General features: G+C 39.7%; 4 protein-coding genes and 2 pseudogenes (1 of these 6 cut by a window edge). 5 read left to right on the top strand and 1 reads right to left on the bottom strand.

Features of this window, described 5'->3' with window-relative positions; all coding sequences use genetic code 11:
* The 5 genes and pseudogenes from L650_RS0106080 to L650_RS0106100 all read left to right on the top strand — a co-directional run.
* Nucleotides 1–485: pseudogene (locus tag L650_RS0106080) on the top strand (recombination factor protein RarA); the annotation flags it as partial.
* Entirely contained in the window at nucleotides 478–858 is a 381-nt protein-coding gene (gene crcB / locus L650_RS0106085; protein ID WP_004586743.1) for a fluoride efflux transporter CrcB, read from the top strand. The pseudogene L650_RS0106080 and the gene crcB, both read left to right, overlap by 8 nt.
* Before the next feature lie 9 nt (nucleotides 859–867).
* Nucleotides 868–2,172: a serine--tRNA ligase gene (serS, locus tag L650_RS0106090; protein ID WP_029772534.1), complete on the top strand. Its 1,305-nt coding sequence runs from the start codon at nucleotides 868–870 to the stop codon at nucleotides 2,170–2,172.
* 327 nt (nucleotides 2,173–2,499) lie between these two features.
* Entirely contained in the window at nucleotides 2,500–3,324 is an 825-nt protein-coding gene (locus L650_RS0106095) for a hypothetical protein (protein WP_029772535.1), read from the top strand.
* A 520-nt stretch (nucleotides 3,325–3,844) separates the two neighbouring features.
* A complete protein-coding gene (locus L650_RS0106100) occupies nucleotides 3,845–4,273 on the top strand; it encodes a retropepsin-like aspartic protease (protein WP_029772536.1) in 429 nt (142 codons plus the stop codon).
* A 58-nt stretch (nucleotides 4,274–4,331) separates the two neighbouring features.
* Here the strand turns inward: L650_RS0106100 and L650_RS0106105 are convergent.
* Nucleotides 4,332–4,684 (bottom strand): annotated as a pseudogene (locus tag L650_RS0106105) (PQQ-dependent sugar dehydrogenase) (it continues 832 nt past the right edge of the window).

A 4,684-nucleotide genomic window follows, 5' to 3' on the forward strand; every position in this document is an offset into this window, starting at 1 on the left:
TTTATGTAGCCAGGCGTTTACTTGCCATTGCCACAGAAGACATAGGTAATGCCGACCCACGGGCAATGGAAGTGGCGTTAAACGCATGGGATATATTTCAGCGTGTAGGCCCAAGCGAGGGCGAACGCGCCATTGCTCAAGCCACTTTATATTTAGCCAGCGCACCTAAAAGTAATGCCGTTTATATGGCATTTAACCAAGCAAAGGCTGATGCCAAAAACGAGCCAAGCTACCCAGTGCCAGAGCATTTACGAAACGCGCCTACAAACCTAATGAAAGATTTAGGCTATGGCGCCGAGTATCGCTACGCACATAACGAAGAGGGTGCCTTTGCCGCTGGTGAAAAATATTTACCGCCAGAAATTCAAGACAAACACTATTATTTACCGAGCGATCGTGGCCTTGAGCAAAAAATTAAGCAAAAGCTTGATTACTTAAAAGATCGCGACGCGCAAAGCCCACTTAAACGATACGAAAATGATTAAACTTTATATGATGATCGCCCTTGGCGGCGCCTCAGGGGCCTGTTTACGTTTTTTTATTAGCGAAACCATGCTAAAACTCCTTGGTAGGGGATTCCCTTTTGGCACGTTGACGGTTAATATTCTGGGTTCATTGTTAATGGGCATTTTGTACGGTTTGATAGAGAAAGAAATTATCGCCACAAGCCCCGCTAAAACCCTTATTGGTATTGGCTTTTTAGGTGCGTTAACCACCTTTTCAACATTCTCAATGGACTCGTTGTTGTTATTACAACAAGGTCACTTTATTAAAATGGCCCTCAATATCATCTTAAATGTGATGATCTGTATTTTTATGGCTTGGCTGGGCCTTCAGCTGGTAATGCAAAAAGGTTAAAAAACTAACATGTTAGATTCTAAATATTTACGACAAGACGTTGAGCAAACTGCAGCACGCTTAGCGGCTCGTGGCTACGAGCTTGATGTTGCAAAAGTGACAGAACTTGAAGAACAACGCAAAACATTACAAGTAAAAACGCAAGAGCTTCAAAGTCAACGTAACGCCAGTGCTAAAGCCATTGGCCAAGCAAAAGCAAAAGGCGAAGACGCACAACCACTACTAGACGCAGTGGCAAATTTAGGCAGCGAATTAGACGCAACTAAAAAAGCGCAAGACGAAGTACTCAACGCCATTAACGAAATTGCTTTAGCAATTCCAAACTTGCCAGACGAATCAGTACCAGAAGGCGCTGATGAAGAGGACAACGTTGAAATACTTACCTGGGGCACGCCTAAAAAGTACGACTTTGAAGTAAAAGATCACGTAGACGTAGGCCAAGACCTAAACGGCCTAGACTTCGAAATGGGCGTTAAAATTAGTGGCGCACGTTTTACAGTAATGCGTGGCCAAGTAGCGCGTATGCACCGTGCACTTACGCAATACATGCTAGATACCCACACAGATAAAAACGGCTATACAGAAATGTATGTACCGTACTTAGTAAATAGCGCAAGCCTTTACGGTACAAGTCAATTACCTAAGTTTGCAGGCGATTTATTCCATACATTAGGCCTAGTAAACGACGACGGTGAACAACAAGCTGGCTTTAGCTTAATCCCAACAGCAGAAGTACCGCTTACTAATAGCGCACGCGACGAAATTTACGAAGAAAGCGATTTACCGATTCGCTTAACTGCGCACACGCCGTGTTTTCGAAGTGAAGCGGGCAGCTACGGTCGCGATACACGCGGCTTAATTCGCCAGCATCAGTTTGATAAAGTTGAACTAGTTCAACTAGTAAAACCAGAAGATTCAATGCAAGCGCTTGAAGAGCTAACAGGCCACGCAGAGCAAATTCTACAAGCACTAGAACTACCATACCGTAAAGTAATTTTATGTATGGGCGACATGGGCTTTGGAGCAGCTAAAACATACGACTTAGAAGTATGGTTACCGGCGCAAGATACCTACCGCGAAATTTCGTCTTGTTCAAATATGGTCGATTTCCAAGCGCGCCGTATGCAAGCACGTTTTCGCCGTGAAGGTGCTAAAAAGCCAGAGTTACTACATACACTAAATGGTTCAGGCTTAGCCGTTGGCCGTACACTAGTCGCCATACTAGAGAACTACCAACAAGCCGATGGTTCAGTAGTAGTACCAGAAGTATTACGCCCATACATGGGTGGCCTTGAAGTGATTGGGAAAGTTTAAGGTTTAGCTATTAGTTTTTAGCTATCAGCTTTAAGTAGAAAAGCCGCTGTTTATTATGAACAGCGGCTTTTTATTCTGAGTTAAAACTTGAAGCTTACAGTTTAAAAGCGAAGGGAAAAGACTATGTTTTGTAATTTATTTGTCCAATATTACTCATCTCCACCATTTTGATGCTTTTCAACATCCCGTAAATTTACGTGAGAGCTAACTAATTGTTTACAGGTGCTTATTCGCTGGTTACATTAGATTAAATATCTGGATATTTGTTGATTTATAAAGCGACAAATGTCGTATACAAAGTTGTTAGGCTTCTCAAGGATGCAGTGCATGGAATCTTTTATCGAGTTAATTTCAAAATTGCCTAATGTGATTTGGAGTGCAGTCATTGCGTCCTTACTTACATTTCTTGGTGTTTTGTGGACAAATAAAGGTAATGAAAAACGACAAACTGCGTTACTTGAACACGAAAAGCAAAAGTATCAATCAGAGCAAAAGTTAGCCTTAAAGAAAGAAGTGTTTTTAAACGTAGCTAGGTCATTTGCTGATGTATTAGGAATAATTCCTAAATTAATGAATTTAGATTTCACACAAAAAGAAATAGAAATTCAAATATCAGATCATAGTGGAATTGTTGCCAAATCCTACCTTGCAGCAAAAGAAGAATCAGTTGCGGCTGTTTTAAATTATTCCGCTGAAACGGCGGAAGTTTTTATTAAATTAATGCAAGAAAGAGCTGTGGCTTTAGAGCACAAAAAAGCTATTGAAATATATCAAGCAACTATAGATTCAGCTAAAAAAGAAAAAGATAGAATCATTTCAATGATGAAAGAGTTAAATCTTCAAGGACACAATAATCAAGCAACTTTTGACTACTTAAATAAAAACTACGAAATCCAAGAAAGTATTATTAATCGGAGTACTGTGAGCTTAGAAGAACAGAAGTCTATATTACAACCTTTACATATGACTTTTGCAAAAAAATGCCTGAGTGAGCATAGTCGCCTTTTATCACTACTACCACCAATGACAATTGCTCTTCGTGGCGAGCTTGAAAATGATCAAAATTCCCAAACATTTGTTGATGCGTTAAATGATAATATTCAAAGAATAAATGCAGCTTTTGATAGCATATTTGAGAGTAAAGAAGCCTAACAAGGGTTTTCAAGTCGGACAAATTACAGTTCGCTATTTGTTCGTGCCTCACTCATTTTAACCAACAGCAATTGGCCGCTTAAAACGGCGTTGAGGCTTTAGAATTACTCATGTTTAAGAAAAACAGCCTGTTTATGGGTTCTAAAAATAAATTTCCTAATGCTTTAAAAACGCTTAGAGTTAATTACAGGAGCTCGTTTTTTAATTGAATTTGGCTGTTGAAGAAATAAAGAAAGAAACAAAGGGGTCAAATCTTGACTTCAGACATCAAGTTGCTATTAGCCCAAAGCATCTTTATTTAAGCTATTATATTTCTCTAAAAGCGAAGCGCCTCTAGTCCTCTTTGTGCATAAATTGGCTTTAAGAAAATTATTTTTTGTATTTTTAGCTTCAGAATTATAAGCCATGTGTTAACTACAAATGGGAAGTAAGTGAAAAGCCACTGTCTTACTATTTATACAATCGTTTTATAGGGGAACTGTAGTAGAGTGTTTTCAATTAACTTAAATAAGGAACATTCATGGAATTAGTTAAAACCACAAGTTTGAAATTTGAAGTAACAGAAACAGGTCATCAAATAATACAAGCTAAAATAAATGGGCATACAGTATGTTTAATTTTAGATACAGCGGCGGGTGCATCTGTTTTAGATAGAGCATGTATTAACAAGCTTGGAATACAAGAAAAACTAAGCGAGGAAAATGCCGCAGGTTTAGGTACAGCCAAACACGAAATGGGCTTAATAGACGTTTTTAAATTTGAATTGGCAGGCCAGTTGTATCAAAGTACAGAGTTTGTATCACTCAACCTAGACCATGTTCAGGCCGCTGGTGGTGGCGATACAATACATGGGTTATTAGGCTCTCCATTTTTTAGAAAATACCAAGCTAGATTAGATTTTAGTACTAATACACTGACAATTAGTGAACCATTGTCTGATTGTGAGTGATTAAAGCGGCTCCCTTAAGCCGCTATTATAGCAAAGCGCCTCTAATCCTCTTTGTGAACTACTTTGGCTTTACCAACATCAGCTCAGCATCTTTCCCATCCATTAATACTGCTACATTACCCTCAGTGGTCACATACACATCTCTTAATCTTCCTGTTGCTTCTGGAAATATGTGTGACTGGGTGAATTCGCCATTAGCCAGATTAACGCTGTAGAGCTTTTTATCTACAAGCGTCGTGATGAGCACATGTTGTGCAAGTGAAGGGAATGCGGCGTGTTTAGAGCCGTAATACGCCATGCCTGACGGGGCAATTGATGGCGTCCAACCTACGCTTGGCTTTTGCATACCGGGGTAGTCTCTAAATGGAGAAATACGTGCTTGTGAATAATCGTCACCGTAGGTGATCACCG

The sequence above is a fragment of the Pseudoalteromonas sp. TB51 genome, from assembly GCF_000498055.1.
Taxonomy (GTDB): Bacteria; Pseudomonadota; Gammaproteobacteria; order Enterobacterales; family Alteromonadaceae; genus Pseudoalteromonas; species Pseudoalteromonas atlantica.

Coding starts and splice junctions, on each gene's coding strand:
- crcB (WP_004586743.1), top strand. CDS start 478: ATGATTAAACTTTATATGATGATCGCCCTTGGCGGCGCCTCAGGGGCC.
- serS (WP_029772534.1), top strand. CDS start 868: ATGTTAGATTCTAAATATTTACGACAAGACGTTGAGCAAACTGCAGCA.
- L650_RS0106095 (WP_029772535.1), top strand. CDS start 2,500: ATGGAATCTTTTATCGAGTTAATTTCAAAATTGCCTAATGTGATTTGG.
- L650_RS0106100 (WP_029772536.1), top strand. CDS start 3,845: ATGGAATTAGTTAAAACCACAAGTTTGAAATTTGAAGTAACAGAAACA.